Annotated in this window: 21 protein-coding genes and 1 pseudogene; 12 read left to right on the top strand and 10 right to left on the bottom strand. The window is 43.7% G+C overall.

Features of this window, described 5'->3' with window-relative positions; translation table 11 throughout:
* Positions 1-284: 284 nt before the first annotated feature.
* The 4 genes from phoU to B1A85_RS02510 all read right to left on the bottom strand — a co-directional run bounded on the left by phoU (position 285) and on the right by B1A85_RS02510 (position 4751).
* On the bottom strand, positions 285-944 hold the full coding sequence (phoU, locus tag B1A85_RS02525) for a phosphate signaling complex protein PhoU (protein ID WP_104545340.1): 660 nt from the start codon (positions 942-944) through the stop codon (positions 285-287).
* Between the two features lie 54 nt (positions 945-998).
* Positions 999-2282 (bottom strand): cell wall metabolism sensor histidine kinase WalK, encoded by a 1284-nt coding sequence (locus tag B1A85_RS02520; protein WP_104545339.1) that lies wholly within the window; start codon positions 2280-2282, stop codon positions 999-1001.
* Positions 2283-2435: 153 nt separating this feature from the next.
* Complete coding sequence (locus tag B1A85_RS02515; protein WP_104545338.1) at positions 2436-3188, bottom strand: response regulator transcription factor; 753 nt, start codon at positions 3186-3188, stop codon at positions 2436-2438.
* Between the two features lie 348 nt (positions 3189-3536).
* The gene (locus B1A85_RS02510; protein WP_104546280.1) at positions 3537-4751 is read right to left on the bottom strand and encodes an FAD/NAD(P)-binding protein; all 1215 of its coding nucleotides are present in this window, start codon (positions 4749-4751) and stop codon (positions 3537-3539) included.
* A gap of 46 nt (positions 4752-4797) precedes the next feature.
* On the opposite strand from B1A85_RS02510, the gene B1A85_RS02505 reads away from it, so the two are divergent.
* The 6 genes from B1A85_RS02505 to B1A85_RS02480 all read left to right on the top strand — a co-directional run bounded on the left by B1A85_RS02505 (position 4798) and on the right by B1A85_RS02480 (position 9182).
* Complete coding sequence (locus B1A85_RS02505) at positions 4798-5544, top strand: GTPase, G3E family protein (RefSeq protein ID WP_104545337.1); 747 nt, start codon at positions 4798-4800, stop codon at positions 5542-5544.
* Positions 5541-6356, top strand: coding sequence for a metallophosphoesterase (locus B1A85_RS02500; protein WP_104545336.1), 816 nt, complete (start codon positions 5541-5543; stop codon positions 6354-6356). Before B1A85_RS02505 ends, B1A85_RS02500 begins: the two co-directional genes overlap by 4 nt.
* A 24-nt stretch (positions 6357-6380) precedes the next feature.
* Positions 6381-7100 (top strand): metallophosphoesterase, encoded by a 720-nt coding sequence (locus B1A85_RS02495; RefSeq protein WP_104545335.1) that lies wholly within the window; start codon positions 6381-6383, stop codon positions 7098-7100.
* A gap of 215 nt (positions 7101-7315) precedes the next feature.
* Positions 7316-7882 carry a Crp/Fnr family transcriptional regulator gene (locus tag B1A85_RS02490; protein WP_104545334.1) on the top strand — a complete coding sequence of 189 codons (567 nt, stop codon included), beginning with the start codon at positions 7316-7318 and terminating at the stop codon, positions 7880-7882.
* A gap of 368 nt (positions 7883-8250) precedes the next feature.
* Positions 8251-8667 (top strand): DoxX family protein, encoded by a 417-nt coding sequence (locus B1A85_RS02485; protein WP_104545333.1) that lies wholly within the window; start codon positions 8251-8253, stop codon positions 8665-8667.
* 83 nt (positions 8668-8750) lie between these two features.
* The gene (locus B1A85_RS02480) at positions 8751-9182 is read left to right on the top strand and encodes a SufE family protein (RefSeq protein WP_104545332.1); all 432 of its coding nucleotides are present in this window, start codon (positions 8751-8753) and stop codon (positions 9180-9182) included.
* 482 nt (positions 9183-9664) lie between these two features.
* Here B1A85_RS02480 and B1A85_RS02475 read toward each other — a convergent pair whose 3' ends face one another.
* Positions 9665-10342 (bottom strand): bifunctional 2-polyprenyl-6-hydroxyphenol methylase/3-demethylubiquinol 3-O-methyltransferase UbiG, encoded by a 678-nt coding sequence (locus tag B1A85_RS02475; protein ID WP_104545331.1) that lies wholly within the window; start codon positions 10340-10342, stop codon positions 9665-9667.
* A gap of 237 nt (positions 10343-10579) precedes the next feature.
* Here B1A85_RS02475 and nikA point away from each other — a divergent pair, with 237 nt between their 5' ends.
* The 5 genes from nikA to B1A85_RS02445 all read left to right on the top strand — a co-directional run bounded on the left by nikA (position 10580) and on the right by B1A85_RS02445 (position 15837).
* A complete protein-coding gene (nikA, locus tag B1A85_RS02470; protein WP_104545330.1) occupies positions 10580-12166 on the top strand; it encodes a nickel ABC transporter substrate-binding protein in 1587 nt (528 codons plus the stop codon).
* Positions 12163-13152, top strand: coding sequence for a nickel ABC transporter permease (gene nikB / locus B1A85_RS02465; protein ID WP_104545329.1), 990 nt, complete (start codon positions 12163-12165; stop codon positions 13150-13152). The genes nikA and nikB overlap by 4 nt, the downstream gene beginning before the upstream one ends.
* A gap of 8 nt (positions 13153-13160) precedes the next feature.
* Positions 13161-14045 (top strand): nickel/cobalt ABC transporter permease, encoded by an 885-nt coding sequence (opp1C, locus tag B1A85_RS02460; RefSeq protein ID WP_104545328.1) that lies wholly within the window; start codon positions 13161-13163, stop codon positions 14043-14045.
* A complete protein-coding gene (locus B1A85_RS02455) occupies positions 14038-14847 on the top strand; it encodes an ABC transporter ATP-binding protein (protein WP_104545327.1) in 810 nt (269 codons plus the stop codon). Before opp1C ends, B1A85_RS02455 begins: the two co-directional genes overlap by 8 nt.
* Positions 14848-15027: 180 nt before the next feature.
* Positions 15028-15837 carry a dipeptide/oligopeptide/nickel ABC transporter ATP-binding protein gene (locus B1A85_RS02445; protein WP_104545326.1) on the top strand — a complete coding sequence of 270 codons (810 nt, stop codon included), beginning with the start codon at positions 15028-15030 and terminating at the stop codon, positions 15835-15837.
* A 109-nt stretch (positions 15838-15946) separates the two neighbouring features.
* On the opposite strand, the gene B1A85_RS02440 is transcribed toward B1A85_RS02445, so the two are convergent.
* The 5 genes and pseudogenes from B1A85_RS02440 to B1A85_RS02420 all read right to left on the bottom strand — a co-directional run bounded on the left by B1A85_RS02440 (position 15947) and on the right by B1A85_RS02420 (position 25962).
* Positions 15947-18850 (bottom strand): S-layer family protein, encoded by a 2904-nt coding sequence (locus tag B1A85_RS02440; RefSeq protein ID WP_104545325.1) that lies wholly within the window; start codon positions 18848-18850, stop codon positions 15947-15949.
* A 340-nt stretch (positions 18851-19190) separates the two neighbouring features.
* Positions 19191-19616 (bottom strand): annotated as a pseudogene (locus tag B1A85_RS02435) (M16 family metallopeptidase); the annotation flags it as partial.
* Between the two features lie 151 nt (positions 19617-19767).
* A complete protein-coding gene (locus tag B1A85_RS02430) occupies positions 19768-22344 on the bottom strand; it encodes a fused MFS/spermidine synthase (protein WP_168192333.1) in 2577 nt (858 codons plus the stop codon).
* A 380-nt stretch (positions 22345-22724) separates the two neighbouring features.
* The gene (locus B1A85_RS02425) at positions 22725-24218 is read right to left on the bottom strand and encodes a pitrilysin family protein (RefSeq protein WP_104545323.1); all 1494 of its coding nucleotides are present in this window, start codon (positions 24216-24218) and stop codon (positions 22725-22727) included.
* A gap of 175 nt (positions 24219-24393) precedes the next feature.
* On the bottom strand, positions 24394-25962 hold the full coding sequence (locus B1A85_RS02420) for a pitrilysin family protein (protein WP_104545322.1): 1569 nt from the start codon (positions 25960-25962) through the stop codon (positions 24394-24396).
* A gap of 127 nt (positions 25963-26089) precedes the next feature.
* Between B1A85_RS02420 and B1A85_RS02415 the strand changes: the two genes are divergently transcribed.
* Positions 26090-26707, top strand: coding sequence for a TetR/AcrR family transcriptional regulator (locus B1A85_RS02415; protein ID WP_104545321.1), 618 nt, complete (start codon positions 26090-26092; stop codon positions 26705-26707).
* The last annotated feature ends 35 nt before the right edge of the window (positions 26708-26742 follow it).

Genomic DNA, 26742 nt, shown 5'->3' with positions numbered 1-26742 from the left:
GTTTGTTAAATCTTGCATTGATAAAACTAACTAGATTTTTTAAGCAAAAAACCACACCTGTGAGAGCAAATCGTAAAGTCAAGTTAACACACTTAAGTTTTATTAGCTGTTGTAAGCTTAAGCGCGACTATAATAACGTTGAATTAGCCTATGGCTTTTACTATAGCTTTAATGATAATAATCTTAAAGCTACAAGTTTAAGAACAGGTAAGGCTTTTGTTAAAGATTAGAGCAATAGGTAAATAGCCTTGGATAACGCACAAAAATCCTGCAACAAAGTTGTGCTAAGATCTATGACCAGTGACAATGTAGGCTACTCTTTGACCAATATTAGTTGCATGATCTGCCATGCGTTCTAAATGTCGAATGACTAGTACTAACAACAAAATTGGTTCGACAACACCTTGAATATCGCGTTCGGTTGCTAAGGTTTGGTAGAGTGTGTCATAAGAGTTATCTACGAAGTCATCAAGCTGTTTGACTGCTTTTCCAGCATCGGCATCGAGATCTGCAAGTGCAACTAAACTAGTGGCAAGCATTGCTTGCGCGTGAAGCGACATTGCTTCGATTTGAGGAATGCAGTAGTGTGGGGGATAACGAAAAAGTTTGATGGCGATTTCGGCTAAATCCTTGGCATAATCACCGATGCGCTCCAAATCGCGGACAAGTTGCATGAAGGCACTTAGTAAACGTAAATCCTGTGCTACGGGAGATTCTGATGTTAGTAATGCCGCACACTCTAACTCGATTTGTTTGTAGAAGCGATCGATTTGTTTATCCAGGCGGGGGAGTTCTTTGGCAATTTCTAAGTTGCGGGCAAACAATGCTTGATGACTCAGCCTAAAGGAATTTTCTACTAAAGCTCCCATGCGGAGAACATCACGCTCTAAGCTTTTGAGGCGGCGTTCAAAGTGGCGGCGCTCCGAACTCGAATTAACATTCACGCTTCGCAATGTTTGCGCTCAAGATTTTGGTTGTGTGGTACCTTCATGTTAGTGCTAATTTTGAGGATTCGCTAATACCTCTGGAAGCAGAATTTGTAACCAAGCGCCACCTGTTTGCGGATGATTCATTGCTTTGATTGTTCCGCCGTGTGCTAAAACAATTTGGCGGGCGATCGCCAAGCCCAAACCACAACCTGAACTGATAGAATAACTTGGAACGGTTGAAGGAGCTTGCTGACGCGTGCGTGCGGGATCTCCTCGGTAGAGGCGATTAAACACATAAGGTAAATCGCTGCTGGGAAAACCTGGACCAGAATCAATAATATCGATCTGGAGCTCGGCTGCGATAATACTGAGCTTGACGTCAATTTTTCCGGTGGGAGGGTTGTATTTGATGCTGTTATCAAATAAATTCAAGAACAAGCGATAAAGTCGCGATTCATCAGCGTTGAGCCATACAACTTCGGGACCAGAATAACTTAATTGTATTTGTTTATTTTGCGCTAAAGGTTCGAGGGTTTCCCACACCCTGTTGATGAGCGATCGCACTTCGACATTTTGGCGATTTAATTTACCGTTAGCTTCGAGTTGATTGAGTTCTAGCCAGTCTTGAACTAAGTTGATCAAGCGGTCAATTTCTGGGAGGATGCGCGCCGCCCAACGCTGAAGTGGTGGTTGTAGCTGATCGTGCAAAGTTTCGGCGACAAGACGAATTGAGGTAAGTGGTGTTTTTAATTCGTGGGCTAAATCGGAAAGCATGCGATCGCGAGATTGCGCGAGTTCTACTAATGGTTGGCGATTTTCAATAAAGACAGCGACTCTTCCTTCTGGTAACGAATAGCCGAACGCTCGTAACGTGCGGGGTTGAGCTTCGCCGATGGACATGGTATTTGTAAAAGCTGGGTGAAATACCCATTCTTTGACTTGTGGCTGTTGCTGGTTGCGGGTTTTGTCAATCAGATGGTCTAATTCATACGATCGCACGAGCTCTAAAAGTAGCCTCAATTGTTGTGGGTTCCACTTTTGGATATTCAATAACTGCTGCGCTTGGGGGTTACAGCACAGCAATTGATTTTCTTCATCTACTTCTAAATAGCCTATAGGCGCAACTTCTAAGAGATATTCGCTCAAGTCAATTTTTGCTTGTAACTTGGCGTTTTGCTCTTTTTGTCTAATGATTGCTCGCTGCAGTAAATTAATCGAAGGTAGCGAAATTTCTGTAGCTTCAGAAGGAAGCCTGCGCAACACTTGCTGTAATTTTTTTTGGAATCTGGTACATTGCCAAAACCAAATTCCCAGTCCTATCGCCAGTCCCAATAAGAATTCCAACAACGCCATTCAAAGCTCATAGCTTTTTTTACCTATCTGCTACTAGCTTATCGGTTTTGGCAGAAAATGAGTTAATGTGAGTCAGCGGTTGGGGGACGCTCCACAGGCTTTCGTGCAAAGAACCAATCCCTCACGACTAGCCACCAGTCACTTACTCGTATCTTAACCAAAGCGGTAGCCGAAGCCGCGTACAGTGATGATGTATTCGGGGTGGCTGGGGTCTTTTTCTAATTTTTCGCGTAGCCAACGGATGTGTACGTCAACGGTTTTGCTGTCACCAATAAAATCTGCGCCCCAGACTTGATCGAGTAATTGCTCGCGCGACCAAACGCGGCGAGGGTATGTCATGAATAGTTCGAGTAGACGAAATTCTTTTGGGGAGAGACTTGCTTCTTCACCGCGTACAGTAACCCGACATTCTTGCGTGTAGAGCGTGACATCTTTAAACTGGAGTAGCGGTAGTTGCGGTAGGCTATTGAAGCGCTGGCGACGTAACAAAGCACGACATCGAGCAATGAGTTCGCGCATACTGAAAGGTTTGGTAAGGTAGTCGTCAGCTCCTACTTCTAAACCTAAGACGCGATCTGTTTCGCTGCCTTTTGCACTCAGAATGAGGATGGGGATTTGATTTCCTTGATGGCGGAGTAGGCGACAGACATCGAGACCGTTGATTTGCGGTAGCATCAAGTCTAATACGACTAAATCGAACGGAACTTCGCTTTGAATTGCCTCGGTAGTTTGCAGCATGGATAATGCTGTTCTGCCATCCGCAGCAGTTGCGATCGCATAACCTTCAGCCTCTAGCGCGAGAACTAGCATTTCGCGGATTAACTCTTCGTCCTCGACGACTAAGATGCGGCTCATTTGTCCAATTTCTGCCCTCGGAGGACATTTGGCTGGTTCAAGAGTAAACATCAATTCAATATTTCGCGAGTAGGCTGCATAATTATTATCTACCTCTGATGGTATACGTAGTTCTCCTACTTATAAAATTAATATACAAATTTATTTTGAAATTTATATAGCTTGATGGTGATGACAAGGGTCAGGGGTCAGGCGTAATTGCGAACCGGACAAATGGGTTAGGTTTATTGGTGTCTGGCGGTTGAAACTGCAACTACATAGACACAACCCGTCTTCACAGATTTCTAATACAGCTCTAGTCAATAGAGTTAGGACATTGTAGAAACTCATAATGGTCTTTTTTGAGGGGAGTTTAACCCTGACCTGTGACCCCTGCTATTTGTTGCCAAGCTAGATCGCTTAGTGGGAAAAAGCAATGCTGGGTTTCCACAGTGCGGGGATAATTCTTTCACTTGCCATTCTGGCACCAGATAAATTACGGGCTACAGGTCCAACTTGGAGCGCGGCTAATCCTCCGGTGATGAATAATTCGCAACCCGCCCAGCGCAAGTATTTATCAAGGACTGGTAAGCCTTTTGCAATAGGAATCGGATAGCGTTCGATGATTTCTGCGAGTAAAGGTTCGGCGGTGATATCGACTTTGGTTCCTGTGGCGAGCCAAATGCGATCGCACTCGTGTTGACTACTGTCGTCACAACAAATTTGCCAAGCATTATGCCATGTAGCAGATATTACTTGACATTTCTCCAATAATGTGATATCTCCTTGACGTTGAGCGCGGCGCAGTTGCAGCATCATTGCAGGTGTCAGAGAACCGCCGTTTCTTGCTTGTTGAACTAATTCGGCGCGAGTTTCCCAATCCGGTTCTGCCCAGAAGTGTTTGAGGTATTTTGGTCCTAGCCAACCTGGATCGGCATCGAAGAGTTTTTCTTGCAGATTGCGGCGGGACATGAGTATAACTTTAGCACCGCGAGCGATCGCGCCTAAAGCTAGGTGTCCGCTGGTTAAGCCACCACCGACGATTAATATCGTTTCTCCGTGTAGTTGTAAATGACGCAGATCGACATGACGCGAATGGCAAAGTCTGTCGTGTGGGTAGGATGCTGCGATTTTTTGTACCCAAGTGGGAATTTGCAGCGTACCGCTACCTGTTGCGAGAATGACGCGTCGCGCAACAATTGATTGATTATTGTCTAACCAGAGACGAAAGCGCGATCGCAATTGTTTAATCGGTTCAATACGAACAACTTGAGCGGCGACAACGTGATGTTGTAATGACCAACGACGAATTAATTCTTGGCAAAAATCTTGAAATAATAAGGTTCCTGGCAGATCGTACGGCGGATAAAGTTCGCGCGATCGCGATTGCGCAAATTGTCTTAAAGCATACGGGTTGGGATCGGGATGATGCACCGCAGGCGATCGTAAATGCGGAATCTCAAAGGCAGCAAATTGATTTTGCCATTGTCGCATCCAAGTGCCATTGGGGTCGAAAACTAGTAACCGCTGACGTAGCTGCGGGCGTTTTTGCAATAAATGCGTTACCACAGTCATCGCATGCGGTCCCGCACCGATGACGGCAATGTCTATGTAATTCGTAGTTGAGGAATTCATCTTTGTGGCATAATGCTTATGCATTGATAATCATTATCATAACGCAATGCAAAAAATTACTGCGGTGGCTGGTCTTCCTGGCGTAGGAAAGACAAATTGGATTCGCCAGCAATTTACAGAACAACCAACTTTGTATTTTTCACCAGCAACGCGGGTTGGAATTGACCGCACTCGTTTAGCAACAGAGTTTCCTCACGTGCAATTTTTAGCTGACGACCAACAAGCACAATTTTGGAATTTACTTGCTTCAGGTGTGACGGCTTACTTGGAGCTAGGATATCACTTAGACTTAGCCAAGTTATCCCCGATTCTTGATACTCTCAACTGCTATCGCGTGGCGATTGTGCCTGCTGGGGGGGATGCTGATTGGAAAGAATGGGCGGATGAGATTGTTGAGGGTTCATCAACTGCGACAAAAGCAACTTCGTTATGGGTTGCGAATACGACGGGTCATGTCATCGATCCTGATAGTTTAGCGGTTTTTTGGTACGAACTAACTCAAGGCGCTTATGGTACAGTATCGCGCGCTAAGGGAATCTTTGAACTGGCGGATGGGTTATCTGTTTATGGTGACTTTGTTGCAGGGATGCAACCGCAAGAATTTGATGAATTAAATCTACCACGTTGGCTGGAAGGAAGACCGCAGCGACTTAGTGGAATTGAAGTTTGGGGAAATCAATTAAATGAAGATGCGATCGCCCAAACTTTTCAAGATTGTTGTTTATCGGATGCTGCGATTCGCCACTATCAACAACAAGTGAAAGAAATGCTACATGAGGAAGCAATGGTATGAGATTAGCTGTTATGTCGTGTATTCATGGTAATTTACCCGCATTGGATGCAGTCTTAGCCGATATAACTCAACAAAACGCTGAGAAAATCTATTGTGTTGGCGATTTAGTTGGTTATGGTCCTTATCCAAATGAAGTTGTCGAACGCATCCGCACGTTAAATATTCCCACATGTGCGGGTTGCTGGGATGAAGATGTTGTCGAAGGAGTTAATGCTTGCGAGTGTAGTTATCCTTCATTATTAGCCGAAAAACGGGGGATGACGGCTCATGCGTGGACAAATCAGGAAGTTACACCAGAAACACGCGAGTTTTTAGCGCAGTTACCGCATAGTTTGCACGAGGGTAACTTGTATTTCGTTCATGGTAGTCCGTATAGCGCGCATGAGTATCTGTTACCTGATATGGATGCTTTTGTCGCAATGGAACGCGTACTTGCGACAGGGGCGGATGTGCTATTCTGCGGACATACTCACGTACCATACGTGCGATCGCTGGCTCATGGACAGTTGCAAATTCGAATTACTGGTCCTAGCCTCGATTCAGAACAACATTTGAATTTTACAGCACCTTTCAAGCAAATTGTGAATGTCGGTTCAGTTGGCGAACCGCGTCACGGACGTCCGAATGCAACTTATGTTCTCTACGATACCGAGACGCAACAAGTAGCGCTGCGCGAAGTTGCTTACGACTACCAAAAAACTTGTGCAGCGATCGTCGAAAAAGGTTTACCGCCGATTTTTGCTTGGCGGTTAGCAAGAGGATTGGAGTACGCAGAAAAAGCTGAAGATCCTACTCACGTATGCGCGCGGTAGGTAATGGGGAATGGGTAATTGGTAATGGGTTACTGGGCAATTTTAAGTGGTGTTGAGGGTAATTTAGCGGCTTATGAAGCTGTAATTGCGGATATTAAACTTCAAAGCGCGGTAGAAGAAATTTATATTTTAGGAGATTTGGTAGGACCGCACCCAGACTGTGAAAAACTGGTACAGCGCGTTCGAAATCCTCGTCAGGGGGAATTGCAACCTCAAGTATGCAAAGGATGGTGGGAAGAACAATGTTTAATTTTGCATGGAGTGGGTGCGACTGGAGATGCGAGTAGCTTAATTCAAAAATATGGTGTTGAAATTGTCGAATTATTGTGGAAATCTGTTTCTCGTCAAACTGTAGAATGGGTTCGCCAACTTGATTTTGGCTTTCATGATTTGGATTGTTTATTGATTCATGGCAGTACTTTAGGTGTTGATGATGAATTAACTCCTGAAACACCTGCACCGCAAATGTTGGATCGCCTGCTACGTGGAGAAGCGAAAACTTTGTTCTGTGGACGTTCGGGGTTAGCGTTTCAGTATCAAGTGCAATCCGGTTCAATGACATCAAGTATTACGACGTTGGATGAGCAAATGTTACCCTATGCGATCGCCGCACAGCCATGCCAAGTGATTGGGGTGGGAAGTGTTGGCAAGTTGCCAGAAATTGCTATTTACACTTTGTTTGAACCCAAAGCTAATCGCGTACAGTTTAAAACTGTTAATTACACAGTGACAACAAGCTACTAAAGGTTGGTTATCGCAATTTTTCGCTATAAAAAAGGCTTTTTGGCTTCCTTTGTCATCTTTCTTTGGTCTTATCCCTTCGTATCATTTTTTTGGAGCGTAAAGAACATCAAAAGATTAATTGAGAATTTTTTTCATTTAGCTTGCATTTTTAAGTCAACGAATCTATACTCAATTCCAAGCAACATCTGCACTCCTCACTTTTAAATCCAAATGCTATGGCTTTTGTAACTCACATCCCAACGTCGCCGACTCATTGGAGTCAGTTCACCTTCAGTCGTGGCGACAAAATTCCATTGCAACCAAATGTCCTACTACGTATTGAACGCGGGGCAGTACGTAGCTTAACTTGGAGTGAAGAAGGTACAACAGTAACACTTGGTTATTGGGGTGCTGGAGATATCATAGGTCAGCCTTTATCTCGCATTCAACCTTATCAAATCGAATGCTTAACGAGTGTCGAGGTGACTTATGTTCCCGCTATACAGTGGTGTCAGATCATTGATAATATTTTACGGAACGTGCAGCAAGCAGAAGAGTTACTCTGTATTGTCCGCCACGAACGAATACCCAATCGTTTACTGCAACTTTTAGCTTGGTTGGCTAGCAAGTTTGGGCGTAGCGTTGACCAAGGACAGTTAATTGATTTGCGATTGACGCATCAAGAAATTGCCGAAGTGATTGGTACAACACGCGTTACTGTAACGCGAATGCTAGCGCGATTTGAGGAAGAAGGTATTATTTATCGCCCTCGGCGTCATTTTATTTTGTTGCGTCGGGCTTAGGTTATTTCAATGTAACTATAAAGAGCGAAAAAGACAAAGAAAGACGCTACTGTATCAAGAACTGATACTGATGCGGAGTTCAAGTGAGGAATAGATAATCCCAAAGATTTAAAAAGTTGGGGACAGGGAATTAAAGTAACTGAGGAGATTTACTGTTTGACTCGCTTTGCAAATTACCCAGATCGCTTACCTTGATAGGGGACATATTTGCGGTTTCTTCTGACTGCTGTTTTTAAAAACTTCAGTCGAGTGATTCAAGTAGAAATTACGAAATAAAGCGGAGAAGACAGCGATATCCCTACTTCGGATAGACGTAAGTGTGGATGACACTGCTCTACCGTGTGAATCGTCTGCATTTTTAGTTGCTTATGTCTTCTACGCACAACCCACATCGCCGTAAGGAGATTTTGCGCGGCGTTCTTGCTGTATCTTTAGTGATTGTCGGCATTACGCATTTTATTCGTCCTGAACAATATGCGCGAATTGTACCGCCACCATTTCCGCCCTTTGCTTCAGTCTATTTGAGTGGTGTATTTGAGATTCTTGGTGGTATTGGGCTATTGATTCCTAGTGTAAGTGTGATAGCAGCATGGTGTCTAATTGCGTTATTTATCGGGGTATTTCCAGCAAATATTTACATGACTATACACAACATCAAAGTTGAGGGAATTCCTCATAGTCAATTACTGTATTTGGCGAGGCTACCACTACAAGCTGTCTTAATTGCTTGGGCGTATTGGTACACTCGTAAGCCGGAGACACAATTAGAAACGACAGATGGATGATTTGAACGAGTGCGATCGCGTGTAGATTTTTTAATCAAATTACCTGCAAACTAAAATAATGATAATCCTTATCGTTAGCAGCTATGGCTTCTACCGCAGCGCCTTTACCAGATTCACTTGCGCGTGTTGTGCAGCGCTTCCAAAGACTTTCTAACCCAAAACAACGTTACGAACAATTAGTGTGGTATGCTAAACGACTAAAAGAATTTCCCGAAAGCGATAAAATTCCAGAAAATAAAGTCCCAGGTTGTGTATCGCAGGTGTATATCACTGCGGGAATAGATCGAGGGAAAGTTTGGTATCAAGGTGATTCGGATTCAGCGCTTGTAAAAGGATTAGTTGCAGTATTAGTGGAAGGTTTGAGTGGGTTGTCACCCGAAGAAATTTTGCAAGTCTCGCCAGAGTTCATTAAAGATACTGGATTGAATGCGAGCCTGACACCATCGCGCAGTAATGGATTTTACAATATTTTTCAGAAGATGAAGGAAAAGGCTTTGCAATTGCTGATGGAATGATTAGTAGCTTTAACTGAGTTGCACCATTCTCAGTTAACCCGACAATGCGCCTAGGAATTAATTCCCACGCTTATATCTCAAGCCCACTCAAAGTGGACTGAAAGACTGTTTCAGTCTGATGAATCAGACTTTCACTGTTAGCCCGCACTTTAGTACAGGGTGGGAGAGTGGGTAATAGATAAAACGCGTCTTTTCCCTCATCTAAACTAGTACAGCGAAGTAGTAAGCTAGCTGATGGAATGATTAGTAGCTTTAACTGAGTTGCATTATTCTCAGTTAACCCGACAATGCGCCTGGGAATTAATTCCCACGCTTATATCTCAAGCCCACTCAAAGTGGACTGAAAGACTGTTTCAGTCTGATTCATCAGACTTTAACTGTTAGCCCGCACTTTAGTACAGGGTGGGAGAGTAGGTAATAGATAAAACGCGTTTTTCCCCTCATCTAAACTAGTACAGCGAAGTAGTAAGCTAGCTGTATTGTTATTGTTTCACAAACTTCCACAAAATTTTGTAATCCCAATAGTAGTTAAGAGAATCAATGACACTGGGGAAATAGCTATTACTTTCCTTCATTAGCATAAAGTCATTTAACATAAACTTTTGAGCAAAAACAGTGAAGCCCGCATCGCGAAATGTATCAGCAATAAAATTCAAGCTGTAGTTTTGCACCTCAATATTAGACTCTGCTTCAATCATTTTTTTCCAATTTGTCCACAAAGGATTATCTGAATGACATCCCAATGCAGCGTAGTACACTCCTTGAGATTTTAAGCAATCAAACATTTTTTGAGCGTGTTGCTGTAAATCTTGAATCAAGTACAAAACTTCATGACTAAAGGCAACATCAATTTCTGATTGAAATGGATCTAAATTATCGCGAGCTTCGTAAGTTAGTGGTAAATTTCCCTTATTTTCATTGGCAATTTGAATAGCTTGTCGCGCTACATCAATTCCAATTCCTTTTTGAAAAGGCTTGTGTTGATACAAAACTCGTAAAAACCCACCTTGATTACAGCCAAAATCAAGGATAGTTTTGCCTTCTAAGCTTTTTTCAGTCATGCGCTCAATCATTACTTTCCACAATGGATAATGATCGTCAAACATGGCATTTTCTTCTTGAGAATTAGTTAGCCAAGTGTCAACAATTTTACTCGTCATGAGTTTATTCTCACTGTAAGATTACGTTTGATAAGTTGTTCAGATCGGCATATAAGAAATCAAAGCCTATCATTCTAATTCCGGTAAAGAAAATACTCCCTGGGGGGATACTGGCTAAAATTGCTATTATTTGAATTGCCAAAAATGAAGTGAATATGAGATTATTAAAAGCTAGAATAAGTAAAAAATATTCTGATTACTAGTTTGAGATTCGCTGCCACTAGTATTAGTGAGTGTATGAACTTTTTAGGTAAGGTTTTACTACCTCTTGCGATCGGAGCATTGGTTGTATTACCTGGTTGTACGCAACCACAAGCAGGAAATCGACAAGAAAATCTTGTCTTTTCTTGGTCTCAAGATGTAGGACCACTTAATCCGCACCTGTATGGTCCTAGTCAAATGTTTGCTCAAGATATGATTTTTGAGTCATTGGTGAATTATGGGCGGGGTGGTGAAATTTTACCTGGTTTGGCTGAAAGTTGGGAAGTTTCGCCTGATGGCAGGGTGATAACTTTTCAACTGCGTCAAGGCGTACAGTTCTCGGATGGAGAAGCATTTAATGCTACAGCGGCTAAACTCAATTTCGACCAAATCTTGGCAAATGCGCAAGCGCATGATTGGTTAGAACTGGTTCAGCAAATCGACCGCGTTGAAGCAGAAGACGAGTATACGCTAAGAATTTATCTCAAAAATGCCTATTATCCAGCCTTACAAGAATTAACGCTGATTCGTCCAGTGAGGTTTCTCTCGCCCGCAGCCTTTCCTGAATCAGGAACAACCGCTGATGGCATTAAGCAACCGATTGGTACAGGACCGTGGATACTGACGGAATACAGTAGAGATAATGTTGCTGTATTTCGGCGTAATGAAAACTACTGGGGCGAATTGCCCGCCATAGAACAAGTCACCGTCAGGGTGATTCCAGATGGCGAAACGCGGGTAGTGGCGTTTGAAAGTGGAGAGTTGGATTTGATTTATGGTAATGGTGTCATTAGTTTAGATGCTTTTGAGCGGTTGCAGAAGTCTGGTCGCTATCAAACTGAAGTTTCGCAACCTCTAAGCACGAGGGCGATCGCTATTCACTCTGGTCGCGGTCCAACGCAAGAATTAGCAGTGCGACAGGCAATTCAGCACAGCTTCAATAAAGATGCGGTGATTCAGGCAATTTTCTATAATACCGAACGGCGAGCCGATACGTATTTTTCTGATGAAGTTCCCTATGCTGATATTGGGCTAGAGCCGTACGCCTATGATGTACAACGCGCTAGGGCTTTGTTGGATGAAGCAGGATGGACATTACCCGCTGGGGGAAGCATTCGTCAAAAAAATGGTCAGTCGTTAACTTTGGAACTATCTTTTGATGCGCTCAATAATATTGACAGGGCGATCGCAGAAGCTTTACAAGCTGATTTAAGGCAAGTTGGCATTGATGTGCGGCTGTTGGGAGAAGAAAGACAAGCATGGCTCGATCGCCAAACAAACGGCGAATTTCACCTCATTTTCAATAATACTTGGGGACCGCCCTACGAACCTCACGCAATGGTGTCATCGATGCGCAAGCCTTCTCATGCTGACTATGAGGCACAATCAGGTTTACCGATGAAAGCAGAGATCGATCGAAAAATTGCCGAGGTACTCGTATCAACAGACTCAGCGACGCGGCAGCAATTGTACCGTGACATTCTGACTACATTACACGAGCAAGCCGTTTATCTGCCAATTTCTTATTCAACGAAGCTTGCGGTATTGCAAGAAAATATCGGTGGATTTGAATTTATGCCTCAAGAAAATCAGGTTCCGCTCAACAAGTTAACCAAACGATGACAACCCAGTATTACTCATGGTTAAGACCGTTTGAGCAGTTTACCCAGTTGTATGCAGTCCGGCGGGTACTGCAATTGATTCCAGTACTGCTGGGGATTTCACTGGTGACATTTTTGCTCGTGCAATTAATGCCAAGCGATCCGGCGGTTGTCGTTTTGCGAATTTCCGAAGTGCCAATTACGCCAGATGCGATCGCGGCGATGCGAGAGCAATTGGGGCTAAATCGTCCTTTGCCAATTCAGTATCTCAATTGGTTGTGGCGTGTCATTCACCTTGACTTTGGCACATCCTTCGTTACTGGGCAACCGGTGCTACAAGAAATTTTTTACTACTTGCCAACAACTATAGAACTAACTCTTAGCACTACCGTTTTAATTTGGCTAGTCAGCATTCCTTTGGGAGTTTTGGCGGCGCTTTATCGAGATAGTATTTTTGATTATGCTAGCCGTCTATTTGCTTATGTGGGAGCGGCATTACCTAACTTTTGGTTGGGCTTTTTGTTGATGTATTTTTTCAGCTTTCAATTAGGTTGGTTGCCAGTCATGGGACGGGGTAACTGGACTCATTTAGTACTGCCTTCAATCACGCTAGCATGGTCTCCTGCTGCTGTTTATGCACGGTTGTTGCGCAATAGTATGTTGGATAGCTTGAGCCAAAATTATGTTCTCTACGCGCGTGCTAGAGGGTTAAGAGAGCGTTTTGTTGTGGGCAGACACGTTTTAAGAAACGCTTTGCTTCCTGTGGTGACGTTGTTTGGCATGAGTATTGCGCATCTCTTAGCAGGAGCGGTTATTGTCGAAAATGTGTTTGCTTTGCCAGGAATTGGACGGTTTGCAGTGAGGTCGATTCTCAGTCGCGACTATCCGGTGATTCAAGCTTATGTCTGCTTGGCAGCAATTTTCTTTGTAATAACTAACTTGATTGTCGATTTGACTTACAGCTACCTCGATCCCAGAATTCGTTTAGGAAAAGTTGAGGATTTGTAAAGCGAATCATGTTGTTGCTAAAACGATTGTTGGATAACAAAGCGGCTTGGTTCAGTGTAGGAGTTATCTTTTGCATTGCTTCGATCGCCTTGTTTGCTCCTTTGATTGCACCGCACGATCCTTTAGAAGTAGATCTCACTCGGCGCTTGCAATCTCCCAGTGCCACTTTTTTGCTGGGTACGGATCATTTAGGGCGCTGTATTCTGTCACGATTAATTTACGGAGCGCGAATTTCTCTTTCGATCGCTCTTACTGTTACCGCACTCACGACGAGTATTAGTTTGATTGTAGGTACGATCGCAGGTTACGTCGGCGGGAAAGTTGATAATGTTTTGATGCGAATTTGTGATGTGTTTTTGTCGTTCCCTAATTTAATTTTGGCACTGGCGATCGTTGGTATTATGGGAGCGAGTCCTGTAAATTTGGTTATTGCCTTAGGGGCATCGCACTGGGCTTGGTATGCCAGAATTGTGCGCTCTAAAGTACTGAGCTTAAAGCAAGAGAATTTTATCAAAGCCGCGATCGTATCGGGAACGAGCAGCGTTTATATTATGGTCAAACACTTGTTGCCGTATACGATTGCCGAAATTGCCGTGTTAGCTTCTTTAGATACAGGATGGGTGATTCTACAAATTTCAGCTTTGTCGTTTTTGGGATTAGGAATTCAGCCACCGACTCCAGAGTGGGGAGCTATGATTACTGATGGTCGCGAATTTTTCCGCCGCGAACCAGGATTGATGCTTTATCCTGGCTTGACAATTTTTATTGTGGCGTTGTCGTTCAACTTGCTAGGTGATGCCTTGCGCGATGCACTCGATCCTCGTTTTGGTAGGACAATTAAACAAAGATCGTCGCTTACTACTACTGTAGAAACATCACTTCCCAATGGTTGATCCGGTTCTCACGGTTACAGATCTGCAAGTCGAATTTCAGCAGGGAACAAGTTGGACACCTGTTGTACGTGGCGTGAGTTTTCAACTCAAACCAGGGAAAGTTTTAGGCATTATTGGCGAAAGCGGCTCAGGTAAAAGTACTATCTGTTTAGCAATTTTAGGATTACTAGGTCGCGAAGGACGAATTTCACGGGGAACGATTCGCTTGTCGCAGCAAGATCTCACGAGTTTACCGCCTACGACTTTGCGTCAAATTCGCGGACAGCAGATTGGTGTCGTGTTACAAAATCCTGCTAGCTTTTTCAATCCGATTCTGACTATTGGACAACAGTTTACGGAAACTTTGCGATCGCATCAATCTTTAACGAAAACAGAAGCAAAGTCGATTGCACTTGGATGTTTATCTGATGTGAATTTACCTCATCCAGAACGGATTTGGAAGCAATTTCCCTTTCAACTTTCTGGGGGGATGTTGCAACGAGTGATGATTGCGATCGCTATCTCGCTGCGTCCTCAGGTTTTAATTGCTGATGAACCGACGACCGCTTTAGATGTGATTACCCAAATGCAAATTTTGAACTTACTCGCACATCTACAACAGCAGCATGATGCGGCGATTTTGCTGGTGACGCACGATCTGGGTGTAATTGCTCAATTAGCTGATGAAGTTGCCGTAATGTATCAAGGAGAATTTGTCGAACAAGCAAATGTTAGGCAACTATTCGACCAACCGCAACATCCTTACACGCGATCGCTGCTTGCGTCTCGTTTGCAAGTGAGGACTGATACCGTTTCATTTTGAAGTTACTACAAAGAGGGAGCAGAGGAGCAGAGGAGCAGAGGAGCAGAGGAGCAGAGGAGCAGAGGAGCAGAGGAGCAGAGGAGCAGAGGAGCAGAGGAGCAGAGGAGCAGAGGAGCAGAGGAGCAGAGGAGCAGAGGAAGAAGTTACTTGTAGTTTTTATTTAGTGAAATGGTATGAGGTATGACGCTGTTATCGATTCAGAGGGTGTCCAAAACCTATGAGGTTCAGCAAGGTTGGTGGGGGCAAAAGCACTTGGTAAGGGCATTACAAGACGTTTCGCTTACGGTTGAACTTGGTTGCTGTCTGGGAGTTGTCGGCGAGAGTGGTGCGGGTAAAAGTACTTTAGGGCGGATTGTGCTAGGGCTAGAACAACCCGATCGCGGAGAAATTTGGTTTCAAGGCAAAAATCTGAAACATTTGAATCGCGCTCAACGGCGAATTTTGCGTCGCGATCTCCAAGTTGTGTTTCAAGATAGTTTGAGTGCGGTGAATCCTCGGTTAAGCGTGGGTGAAATTATCGGCGAACCGATGCGGAACTATCTTAATTTGTCGGCAACGCAGATGAGCGAACAAATCCAGCAGTTGCTAGAAATTGTCGGATTACGTGCAGCCGATATCGATAAATATCCTCATCAGTTTAGCGGCGGACAATTGCAGCGCGTTACCATTGCGAGAGCGATCGCGCTTAAGCCTAAGTTGATTGTTCTCGATGAACCTGTTGCGAGTTTAGATATGACGATTCAAGCTCAAATTCTGCACTTGCTAGCAGATCTTAAAGAACAGTTTGAGTTATCTTATTTGTTTATTTCTCACGACTTAGCCGCAGTTTCCTTCATAGCGAATAAACTCGTGGTGATGTATCAAGGGGCGATCGTAGAAACAGTTGAAGATCTTAAACAATTGCATCACCTTCAGCATCCTTATGCTCAACAACTGATGGCTGCGCAATTACCGTCTCATCCAGGCGATCGCTTGCTGTTTACTTCCTAATAGTAGGGGTCAGGATTAAAAGCCTAGCGACTCCCTGCGCGGCTCATAAAAAAAGACCACCTTCGCGGTCTGATTGCTAATATCAGCTTTAACTTTAATTGAGATTGAATCAAGAAATAGTTTGCGTGAGGTCAGTACCAATTAATAGCGTTGCTGCTCCAGCAGTAAACTGATTGTACGTGATACCATTGAGTGTTGTTTCATCACCACGAATCCATCCTTGACCAGTAGACGTTACCGAATCGCCAGCATTACCATTGACAATCAAGCGATTGGTAGTATCCGAAAGATTGAGTAAATTTAAGCGCGTCAGGATGAGGTTGTTATCACCTGTACCAGTCAAGTCAATAATTTCAATCGAGCGAATTTGATTGCGGGGTAGAGTCGTTAAGTCAATTGTGGTGTTGCTAATGTCAACAGTGAGAGTATCTGTACCGCTACCGCCATCGAGACGGCGATCGCGTACGCCAAAGCTGAGGGTATCATCGCCAGCACCACCGTAGAGGACATCAGCACCGCGCCCACCGATCAGGCGATCGTTCCCTCTGCCACCAATGAGGATATCATCACCATTTGTGCCAATGAGAGTATCATCGCCATCAGTACCCAGGTGAGTAACAGAGTTTGTAAAGTCGCGACCAAAAATGACGTAGCTTTCTCCTGCATCATATTGACCTAAAAAATTAGCACCAGGTGCGTCAATAATTAAGTCAGCAAAGCCATCGCCATCAATATCTCCTGCACTGCTAACAGAACTTCCTGAGAAGTCGTATGCATTAATGCCATTAATGACAAAACCATCGCTACTATCGAGTGTTGCTAAATCAAGACTGGCATCAAATCCCGATGCTTTACCAAAAATAACGTAGCTTTGTCCGGCACGAATTTGTCCATTAGAAGGAACATTTGGTGCCCCAATAATCAAATCATCATAGCCATCACCATTGACATCTCCCGCATTACTAACAGAACCGCGTGAGTAGTTATTAACCTCGACATTATTAATAACAAAACCATTGCTACCATCGAGCGTTGAAACGTCGATATTTGCATCGAACCCCGATGCTTTACCAAAAATAACGTAGCTTTGTCCGGCATATTTGTATTGACCCAGCGGTTTAGCGAAAGGTTCATAAACAATCAAGTCAGCGAAGCCATCACCATTAATATCTCCCGCATTACTCACTTCTCCACCAGCACCACTAATCACAAAACCATTGCTACCATTGAGTGTCGTCAAATTAAAACTAGCGGCAAACTCTGACTCTTTTCCAAAGATAACGTAGCTTTGTGCAGTATATTGCCCGTTAGACTTAGCCAAGGGAGCATTAACAATTAAGTCATCAAAGCCGTCACCATTAACATCTCCTGCAATACTGACTGAAGAACCTAAAGAGTCGCGCTCACTAATGGCAGGAATTGTAAAACCATTTCTACCATCAAGTGTCCCAGCCTCGAGATTGGCACTGAATCCCGATGCTTTGCCAAATACGACATAGCTTGCCCCAGCATAACGTTTACCGTCAGGATTAGCATTAGGTGCACCGATAATCAAATCAGCAAAGCCATCTCCGTTGATGTCTCCTGCACCACTGACTGAAGCGCCAAAACCATCAGATGTGTAAATACCATTAACGGCAAAGCCATTGCTACCATTGAGTGTTGCTAAGTCGAGACTAGCACCAAACCCTGATGCTTGACTAAACACAACATAGCTTACTCCTGTCCTAGTTCCATATGTAGAGATAGCACTAGGTGCACCAATAATTAGGTCAGTAAAGCCATCACCGTTGACATCTCCCGCATTACTGACAAAGAAGCTAGTGGAGTCACGTTCATCAATGATGGCAAAGCCATTGCTACCATCAAGATCTGCCAAGTCGATACTTGCATTAAATCCTGATGCTTTACCAAACACAACATAACTTGCTACCGCGATGTCATCAAAACCATCTCCGTTAACATCTCCTGCATTGCTAGTCGCAACACCATTAATCACAAAGCCATTGCTACCATTGAGTGTCGCAAGGTCGATTTCATCATCAGTAAACTTAAAATAGTTACCATCCAAACTCAGTGAGGAATTTCCTTGAATAATTGCAATCAATTCATCCGCTTCTCCATTAACTTTGCGGAAGATTGCAGTTCCTGCTGGTAAATTGTCTTCCCCAGAAGAAGCGCTTAAGAAATAATCAGTTCGTTTACCGTTGAGACGGATAAAATCATCATTGATATTGAAATCGGTAATTAATGCATAGTCGTTCAATCCTGCAGATGTACTGTTGCGATCGTCATAAAACACAGTTGTGGCATTTCCTAAAATAAACGTATCTCTGCCACTACCACCTGTGAGCGTGTCTTTGTCACCTATAGTTCCATCAGTACCGACAAGAGTGTCATTACCTGCATTTCCAATTAATAAGTCATTACCAGCCCTGCCATGAAGTATGTTATTCAGTGAATTTCCAGCGATCGTGTTGTTAAGATTATTTCCAACACCAAAAAAAGCATCATTATTCTCTATTAATGTTAAATTCTCTACATTCGCACTCAACTCATTAATAGAACTAGAGTCAACAATGACAGTATCTATGCCTGAGTTAGGATCTTCAATAATTTGTGTATTAGGGTTGTAGACTAATACATAAGTATCGTCACCTTGACCGCCATACAAAAAGTTTTCCCCATAAGATCCTCCATAGAGTGTGTCATTACCTCCACCACCATAAAGTGTGTTATTCCCTTCAAAGCTGGCGTAAAGCCGATCATTGCCTAGACCGCCATAAAGTACATTATTACCTGCATTGCCCTCAAGTACATCATCACCTGCATCGCCATAGAGAGTATCATCACCATTATTACCTCTAAGCGTGTCCTTTCCTCTGCCTCCTCTAAGAACATCATTACCTCTTCTACCCAACAGCAAGTCATCGCCGGCAAAACCCAACAGTGTATCGGCGAATTGAGTGCCTACAAGAGTGTCGTTACCCGAAGTTCCTCTAATGATTGCCATAAAGTGCCTGCCTATGATAGTAAATAAAAACAGGTTAAAAGCTGATAATTTTTGACAGCAAAAACCTACTATTTCCCGAGAAATGATATTAGGAAATAGCAGCAATTATGAAGTTGAATTGAGAATATTTTTCCTCAAGCCCGATAATTTGAGATTAATTGAAAAGTCAAGCTCAAACTATGAATTTTTGATAAAGAAATCGGGCAAAAACACGCATAAATTAAAGTTGCGGTAAATTCTTAGTAAGTACAAGTGTATAAAAAAAGAAGATGGTAATACAAAATCTAGTAAAAATACACATCTTCTGGCAAAAAGTATTAAGTACTCAGTTATATTGCACTTAACGATTTTGTTGTGTTGCCACAGGTTCAGCTTCAGGAATTGTGATGTCGATTGATGTCACTTCTGATGCTAGTGCTGTTAATGGTGGTTGAATTGCACTGGCGTTACCTACGACTAAAGTGACTAAGTTTTCCGGTTTGAGGTGAGTTTGGGCGACGCGTTGGATATCTTCAGCCGTAGTGGCTTCGACAGCTTGACGATAGCGGAAGAGAAAATCGGCAGGATAGCCGTAATATTCGTAACGTAAAAGTCGCGTTAGAGTTTGTGCTGGGTCTTCAAAGTTGAACACAAAAGAATTGAGAACAGAATCTTTCGCTAAAGCAAGTTCTTCTGGCGTGACTAATTCTGTTTTGAGGCGTTCAATTTCTGTTTGCATTGCTTGAATAAACGACACTGTGGCATCAGATCGCGTTTGTCCGCCAGCAGGTGATTCAGATTCCGCAGTTGTGAAAGAATTAATTGCTGTATTAGTTGAAGGTTGAGTAGGTTGCTACAGGAAAAGATTTTGCAAGTATTGCCAGTGGATTGAATGCGAGAATGGCACCTTTGCGGAGTGTTGAGCAAATAATAAATATTTACTGCCTTAGCAACATTCTAGCTGGAGATAAGTTTTCTGTTGTATTAGGTGGAGAAAGTGCTTGAAATTTCTCGAAGTAAGCACGAGCTTGCGCTCTGTTGCCTTGGACAGATAACTGAGCAGAAAGAGAATAATTGCGTCCTGCTTGCACATATTCATATTGTTTTGCAGTCAGGTTAGCAAGGTAGGGATCAGTTTCAGGACTGACAGTAGAATAGATTTGCTTGTATAACCGCTCGCGCTCAGAGCCGATTAGAAAGCTGGCTGTTTTGGTTTGCACCTGGCGCTGAGTTTGTGGTGCTAGATACTCAATTAAAGGACTGTTGTCGGTATTGAGTGGATAGTTATCGAACAGTCCACTAGTGGTGATGTTGCCGACATATAAACGCAGCAAAAGAGCTAATAATGCTTCATCGGTTGTATTAGCTGTAGCGCGATCGCTTACTGCTAACTGATTCATCAATTGATGACCGTGCTGAATAATCGCTTGTGGAGCAAGTGGCTGTGCCTGATTTTGCCCAACTAGTGCGATAATCGAGCGTTCAGGTGCCAAATCACCGCGCCACATCACCACCTGCGGAAAAACTTCTGTCATTGTTCGAGCGATGATACCTAACTCGCGCTGTGACACTTGATATAAGGGAACCCACTGAACAAAGATACCATTTGGTTCCAAGCGTTGCTTAGCAATTTGATAGCTTTCAAGCGTGTAAAGATTACCTGTTCCTCGTTCCCACGGGGTAAATAAGTCGCTGATAATCACATCGTAGCGATCGCGACTGCGGCTGAGGCAGTTGCGTCCATCTTCTGCATAGATCGTTACCCGTTCGTCATCAAATAATCCTCGTGTCCAAGAGGTAAAATGAGATTCAGCTAACGAGACGACTTCTGGTAATAGCTCGCAGACAACAACTCGCTTGACTGGAAACGCCAAAGAAGCTCCTGCTGTAATTCCTGTACCCATTCCTAGATAAAAGACAGATTCAGGGCGGGGATGGGTCATCATTGGTATAACTGTTTGATTTTGCTCTAAGTGTAAGTTGCGCGAACTGCCAAGCGTGTAGTAGGTATTCACTCGAATCGCTCGCCCTCCGCCGGATACATCCACCACTGCAACTGTGGCATGGGATCCTTCCTGAATTTCCACAATTCGGTCATTTACCCATACTCGAATTGGTACTGCTGGTAGTGTTTGCCAATTGATCCCAGTTAACAAGACTGCTGCTGTAACAGCAAGTCCAGCAGTCATAAGGCGGGTAAAGGTTGTACGAGTCAGGGCAATTGCTACTAGAATTACCAAATAAACCGCAGCTAGCAGCAATAAACTTCGCCAGGCTCCCAATTGTGGCAGTAGCAGGAAACCGGTGCTCAAAGAACCCAAAATGGCACCTAGTGTATCAGCCGCAACCAGTCGTCCCACGCCTTCGCTGGGATGTTCAAGATGAGTTTCGAGCATTCGCATGAGGTATGGTAATACTGTGCCCAGCACCATAGCTGGGAGTAACATCACGAGTCCTGCCACGCGGGCGATCGCCAGGAGATAGCCACTCCAGCCTAGATCTTGCCCTAGATAAGAAAATCCGTCGGTCACTTCATAAAATAACCAAGGAGAAAATGCTGTCATACTACTTGCTAGCAATAACAGTCCACAAAGAATTGCGGTTGGAGTAGGATAGTGTAGCCATGAAAGGGCATTAGCGATCGCTGCTCCTAACGCTAGGGCAAGCAAGAATGTTGCCAAGACAAGGGCGTAGGTATAGACAGAGTTCTGTAGAACTTGAGAAAACAACCTAGTCCAGATCACCTCAACTCCCAAAGTGGCAAAGCCAGAAAAAAAGGCTGTTGCCCAAATTAAGGACGTAGGTAGTGGGAAAAACTGCGGTGGTTGTTCTAGAGATGTAGTATCGCGAGTAAATTTTGTTGAACTGTGTTTGTCATGCAGTTGACATGCCAGTAAAACTGCTGAAAACCCCACTGTAAAATCCAGTCCCACAGCTAACAAATAAGTGTTGCGAAATCCCAACACCAGAGGTAATACAAAGCCAGTTGCTAAAGTTCCTAATGCGGATCCAGCTGTATTCACGGCGTAAAGTCGAGTACCCACTGTTGCTAATTGATTGGGATAGCGTACGCAGTGTTGCACCATTAATGGCAAAGTTCCTCCCATCAAAAATGAGGCAGGAAGAAGCAATGTTGCCGCAATGAGAGCTTTTGCTAGGGTATCTAATACGGTAGAATGACCGAGTGTTGCGTAGAGTATGGGATACAGAACGTGATAGGCATCCACCAGCACAAAATGTCCGAGTGCAGTTAGCGCTACTCCCATTTCCAAATACCCAAACCAACGCAGGCTAGAGGTAAAGTGAGGGGCGCGACGACCCCAAAACCAGCCGCCAGAGGCAAGCCCACTAAAGAAAATTGCCACAGTCAGTGCAGCAGCTTGGGCTGTGCTGCCAAAGAGTAATCCTAATTCCCGTACCCATAGCACTTGATAAACTAGCGCAGCAAAGCCTGAGAAGAATAGCAAAATAAGTAGTAAGCTATTTAAGGCAGGTAAGCGATTAGTTTTTGGCATGTCCTGGTTCATCTATCTAAGTTATGAACATCTGGTTGGGATTATTTGTGGGAATTGCTATTAATTTTTAGTCAATAAACTATGCGTTTAATAATTATTTATTAGCGTTATATGTTTCTACTAAATAAATGATTGGTTATTACAGTTTAACAAACTATTTCATAGCTTTTATACGAATTTATAGTCTAATATTTAATCAGTATTTATACTAGAAAAATTTAGACAGATTTGAAATTAAATTATAATATTTTCCAGACTGGAATATAAAAAAATACTTAAGTAAATTATGCCAAAAAAAGTCTGTTCAGTAAGAATGAAGATGGCAATAAATATTAGGAATATTGCACATCTTCTGATAAAAAACAATCCAATTAATGAGTTTATTTTGTGGCAATAGGTTCTGGTTCAGGAATTGTGATGTCGATTGATGTCACTTCTGATGCTAGTGCTGTTAATGGTGGTTGAATTGCACTGGCGTTACCTACGACTAAAGTGACTAAGTTTTCCGGTTTGAGGTGAGTTTGGGCGACGCGTTGGATATCTTCAGCCGTAGTGGCTTCGACAGCTTGACGATAGCGGAAGAGAAAATCGGCAGGATAGCCGTAGTATTCGTAACGTAAAAGTCGCGTTAGAGTTTGTGCTGGGTCTTCAAAGTTGAACACAAAAGAATTGAGAACAGAATCTTTCGCTAAAGCAAGTTCTTCTGGCGTGACTAATTCTGTTTTGAGGCGTTCAATTTCTGTTTGCATTGCTTGAATAAACGACACTGTGGCATCAGATCGCGTTTGTCCGCCAGCGATGAATAAACCAGGATAGTCATAACGCGGACTCCACGCGCCGTACACCGAGTAAGCTAAACCTTGACGCGATCGCACATTATTAAATAACCGCCCACCAAAGCCATTTAATACCCCATTCATCACATCTAGTGCCGCATAATCAGGGCTATTAAATTGACCGCCCAAATGCCCAATTTGTAAATAACTTTGCGTTAGTTGCGGTTGATCTACCAAGAAGATACCACCAAGCTTTGCTTGACATACTGTTGGTAACTCTGGTAGTTGCATTCCAGGATTCGGTTGCCAGCTGGCAAAATACTTTTGGATAAGCGATCGCATTTGTTGCGAGTCAAAATCCCCCACAATTCCCAAAATCATATTATTAGGATAGAAGTACTCGCGATAGAAATTCACAACATCTTCTCGCGAAATATTATCTACCGTTTGGTACTCAGGAATCCGCGCATACGGACTATCATCACCGTAGATTAACTTCTGAAACTCGCGCTGGGCAATGCTACCAGGTTCATCATTACGCCGTGCAATACTTCCACGCAACTGCGTTTTCGCTAAATCCAACTTATCCTGCGCAAACACCGGTTGACGAATTACCTCAGCAAACAACCCAAACACCGTTTCAAGATCTTCACTCAATGCATTGAAACTTGCCGAACCCGAAGCAGTACTAATCGACGTTTCTACCGTAGCTGCCCGTTGTTCTAATAACTCATTAAGTTCATCACCAGAATGCTGTTTCGTTCCTCCGGTGCGCATCACTGTTCCTGTCAAACCAGCTAAACCCGTTTTCTCTGGAGGTTCCCAGCGCTGTCCAGTGCGAAACAACGCCGTACCACTTACCAACGGCAATTCGCGATCTTCCAGCAGATACACAATCATGCCATTATCCGTCACGAAGCGCGTATATTCTGGTATTTGTACCTCTGGCAACGGCGCAAACTGCAACTCAGTAAAATGCACCGCTCCCGCAACTGCAGGTAACCGCAACATTACTACTAACAGCAGCGCCACCAACCAAAGCCCGATCCAATTAACACGCCGCTGACTCCGACTCGTACCAACCCAATACATCAACATTCCCAAAATTCCTTACTATTAAATCTCTGCTTACCTGGGGTTTCAACTCCAGGCTATGTGGTTCGCCTCTAATACCATTTCACTTCAGAAGAGCTACAAATATCTTCTCCTCTGCCCCTCTGCTTCCTCTGCGCCCTCTGCTCACCATATGCACCAGCCCTAAAGGAAAACAGTATCAACCCTGCGGCACTAACCGTCCGATCGTACGATTCTGAGCTGTAAAAGTCGCCTGCGCTACGCGCTGAACATCCGCAGCCGTCACTGCTTGAATCGCCTCCAACTCCTTAAATAAATTGCGCCAGGAGCCAGTTTTCACTTCATATTCCAACAACAACTGCGCCATACCCATATTCGATTGCAGCGATCGCAATAATCCTGCCCTTGCTTGCGTTTTTACGCGGTCCAACTCCATAGCCGAGACAGGTTCTGTCTTCAACCGTTCAATCTCCTGTCTCAACGCTGCACCCACTTCATTTGCAGTATGACCAGGAGCCGTTAACGCATAAAATAACATGACATTTTGGTGCTTATCCCCTGGAAATCCGCTAAAACCTTGGGCAGAAAGGGCTAATCTTTGTCGTTCAACTAAAGATCTATACAACCGCGACGTGCGACCATCACTCAGTAATCTACCAATGATGTCGTAAACAACATGATCTGGATCGGTAATTGCCGGACGATGATAGCCTTCTAGATACCAAGGCTGCGATCGCAACCGTAATTCAAATTCGCGCTGTTGCTTTTGCGGTGGTTCAGAAACTTCTACACTAGGGGGAGCAGGTTTTGCTTTGTAACGTCCAAAGTAAATTTTTGCTAACTGCTGTACCTGCTTAGCATCAACATCACCAATCACGGCAATTGTTAAATTACTCGGTACATAGTGTGTATCAAAAAAATCTTGTAAGTCTTGCCGCGTCAAGTTGCAGATATCTTCTTCGTAACCAATTACCGGACGACGATAAGGATGCTTCGTAAATGCCGTATCGAGAAACTTCTCCACCATTTGACCAATAGGAGAATTATCAACTCTTAATCGCCGTTCTTCTAAGATGACATCTTTTTCTTCATAAAACTCTCGAAAGACAGGTTCTAGAAATCGCTCCGACTCTAACGACATCCACAGTTCTAACTTATTACTTGGAAAACTATAGAAATAGCGCGTTGCATCGGCTGAAGTATTCGCATTCAAACCAACGCCACCTGCTTGTTCGACGATTTGCCCTAGTTCGTTTTGCTTGACAAAACTCTGAGCTTGTGCTTGCACTTGTTCAAATTCAGCCTGCAAGCGGGCGACTTCCGCTTTGTTTCCCCTAGCTTGCGCTGCACGAATTTGGGCATCGAGTTCATCCAGGCGATCTAACAGTGGCTTTTCTGCTGCGTAATCAGTTGTGCCAATGCGTTGCGTTCCCTTAAATGCTAAATGTTCCAAATAGTGTGCGATTCCTGTTTTACCATCAGGTTCATCCGCGCCACCGACATCAGCATAAGTAAGAAACGAAACAACAGGCGCTCGATGGCGTTCTAAAACAATAAATTTTATGCCATTTTCTAAACGAAACTCACTCAGTTGAGCGATAACGCGGTCTAAATAAGGCTGGATCGATTCCGACGTTGGTGTTTGCGTACGGGCAAAGGCAACTGCTGGCAACGATGCCCAAGAAAATAAAATAATGATTAAGAAAGTGAATATTCGCCATCTTACATGATGAGGTAAGAACAATTGGCAACAACGTTTCAAACTCATAGGTCACAATAAAAGTACTTTTCCAGGATAGATCCGTTAACGATCTATTACACTTTCAGCGGGGAATCTGCGTGATAGTAGAAAATATCGCTACAAGTGGCACTGCAATCATACAGGCATTGAGTTTATGCAAGTTTTTCATCGTCCTTCCCAATCTGAAGAATCTTCCCGCGATCGCATTTTAAAAGCAGCACAGCGATTGTTTGCCCGTCAAGGCTATGATGGCACGACAACGCGCGATTTAGCCGTTGCAGCAGGCGTTGCAGAAGGAACGCTATTTCGTCATTTTGCTAATAAGAAGGCGATTTTGATTGAAATTGCTACGCAAGGCTGGGTAGAAATTCTCACCGATTTGCTCACGGAACTAAGCGAAATGGGTAGCTACAAGGCGGTAGCACAAGTGATGCAGCGGCGGATGTGGAATTTCCATAAAAATGCCGATATGATGCGCGTGTGTTTTATGGAAGCGCAGTTTCACCCCGATCTACGCGATCGCATTCAAGCCGAAGTGATTAACAAAATGACGGATGTTGCTGAAGCATTCTTTCAAACCGCGATGGAACGGGGAATTTACCGCAAAATGAATCCGAAAATTGTCGCGCAAGTATTTTTGGGAATGTTTGCGATCGCAGGTTTTAGTCACAATACACTTATGGAACCAGATGCATCTCCCAAAGCTATGCAAGAAATGGCAGAAGGACTTGCGGATATTTTTCTCAATGGTGTGTTAGAGAGGGGTGAGTGAAAGAGTGGAAGTAGAACTGATGAACTTTACTTTGG

Origin of the sequence: Chroococcidiopsis sp. TS-821, from assembly GCF_002939305.1 — a bacterium.
Taxonomy (GTDB): Bacteria; Cyanobacteriota; Cyanobacteriia; order Cyanobacteriales; family Chroococcidiopsidaceae; genus Chroogloeocystis.
Note: the sequence above shows the minus strand (reverse complement) of the source record. Positions and strands in the feature narration are given on the sequence as shown.

Excerpts from the sequence above, each read along its gene's own strand:
- B1A85_RS02415 (WP_104545321.1), top strand. The coding sequence starts at position 26,090 with ATGCAAGTTTTTCATCGTCCTTCCCAATCTGAAGAATCTTCCCGCGAT.
- B1A85_RS02485 (WP_104545333.1), top strand. The coding sequence starts at position 8,251 with ATGTCTTCTACGCACAACCCACATCGCCGTAAGGAGATTTTGCGCGGC.
- B1A85_RS02500 (WP_104545336.1), top strand. The coding sequence starts at position 5,541 with ATGAGATTAGCTGTTATGTCGTGTATTCATGGTAATTTACCCGCATTG.
- B1A85_RS02430 (WP_168192333.1), bottom strand. The coding sequence starts at position 22,344 with ATGCCAAAAACTAATCGCTTACCTGCCTTAAATAGCTTACTACTTATT.
- B1A85_RS02490 (WP_104545334.1), top strand. The coding sequence starts at position 7,316 with ATGGCTTTTGTAACTCACATCCCAACGTCGCCGACTCATTGGAGTCAG.
- B1A85_RS02495 (WP_104545335.1), top strand. The coding sequence starts at position 6,381 with ATGGGTTACTGGGCAATTTTAAGTGGTGTTGAGGGTAATTTAGCGGCT.
- B1A85_RS02515 (WP_104545338.1), bottom strand. The coding sequence starts at position 3,188 with ATGTTTACTCTTGAACCAGCCAAATGTCCTCCGAGGGCAGAAATTGGA.
- B1A85_RS02440 (WP_104545325.1), bottom strand. The coding sequence starts at position 18,850 with ATGGCAATCATTAGAGGAACTTCGGGTAACGACACTCTTGTAGGCACT.
- B1A85_RS02520 (WP_104545339.1), bottom strand. The coding sequence starts at position 2,282 with ATGGCGTTGTTGGAATTCTTATTGGGACTGGCGATAGGACTGGGAATT.
- B1A85_RS02480 (WP_104545332.1), top strand. The coding sequence starts at position 8,751 with ATGGCTTCTACCGCAGCGCCTTTACCAGATTCACTTGCGCGTGTTGTG.
- nikB (WP_104545329.1), top strand. The coding sequence starts at position 12,163 with ATGACAACCCAGTATTACTCATGGTTAAGACCGTTTGAGCAGTTTACC.
- B1A85_RS02510 (WP_104546280.1), bottom strand. The coding sequence starts at position 4,751 with ATGAATTCCTCAACTACGAATTACATAGACATTGCCGTCATCGGTGCG.
- B1A85_RS02505 (WP_104545337.1), top strand. The coding sequence starts at position 4,798 with ATGCAAAAAATTACTGCGGTGGCTGGTCTTCCTGGCGTAGGAAAGACA.
- B1A85_RS02420 (WP_104545322.1), bottom strand. The coding sequence starts at position 25,962 with ATGAGTTTGAAACGTTGTTGCCAATTGTTCTTACCTCATCATGTAAGA.
- nikA (WP_104545330.1), top strand. The coding sequence starts at position 10,580 with ATGAACTTTTTAGGTAAGGTTTTACTACCTCTTGCGATCGGAGCATTG.
- B1A85_RS02475 (WP_104545331.1), bottom strand. The coding sequence starts at position 10,342 with ATGACGAGTAAAATTGTTGACACTTGGCTAACTAATTCTCAAGAAGAA.
- B1A85_RS02445 (WP_104545326.1), top strand. The coding sequence starts at position 15,028 with ATGACGCTGTTATCGATTCAGAGGGTGTCCAAAACCTATGAGGTTCAG.
- B1A85_RS02455 (WP_104545327.1), top strand. The coding sequence starts at position 14,038 with ATGGTTGATCCGGTTCTCACGGTTACAGATCTGCAAGTCGAATTTCAG.
- B1A85_RS02425 (WP_104545323.1), bottom strand. The coding sequence starts at position 24,218 with ATGTTGATGTATTGGGTTGGTACGAGTCGGAGTCAGCGGCGTGTTAAT.
- opp1C (WP_104545328.1), top strand. The coding sequence starts at position 13,161 with ATGTTGTTGCTAAAACGATTGTTGGATAACAAAGCGGCTTGGTTCAGT.